Genomic DNA, 479 nt, shown 5'->3' with positions numbered 1-479 from the left:
CCCTCGAAGATCGCGGCACGCTCGCCCTCGCTGATGTCCAGCGCATCGACATAGCGCTTGGTATCGTCGAAATAATGGCCGGTGGTGGGATCGATACCGCGCACCGCACCGACCATTTCCGACCCGAACAGGATATTCTTGTTGTCGATCACATCGGCAAGCAGGTCGACGCCGGGCTGATGATAGACACAGGTGTCGAAGAAGATGTTGTTCATCAGATGGGTCGACAGGTCGGGCTTCTTCAGCATGTCGGCCAGGCCCCGGTAACGTCCCCAATGATAGGGCACCGCGCCGCCGCCATGCGGGATGATGAACTTGAGGGTCGGGAAATCCCTGAACAGGTCGCCCTCCAGCAACTGCATGAAGGCGATGGTGTCAGCGGCAATATAATAGCCGCCGGTCGCGTGCATCGCCGGATTGCAGCTGCCCGACACATGGATCATCGCCGGCACGTCCAGCTCGACCATCTTCTCGTAGAA

The 479-nt window shown here is 59.3% G+C and carries 1 protein-coding gene; it reads right to left on the bottom strand.

Annotated features, from left to right (window positions below; all coding sequences use genetic code 11):
• A partial coding sequence (locus tag JQK15_RS27745; protein ID WP_214869680.1) for an amidohydrolase family protein occupies positions 1-479 on the bottom strand: 479 nt, incomplete at both ends.

Source organism: Sphingobium sp. BHU LFT2, from assembly GCF_018604485.1.
Taxonomy (GTDB): Bacteria; Pseudomonadota; Alphaproteobacteria; order Sphingomonadales; family Sphingomonadaceae; genus Sphingobium; species Sphingobium yanoikuyae_A.
Note: the sequence above shows the minus strand (reverse complement) of the source record. Positions and strands in the feature narration are given on the sequence as shown.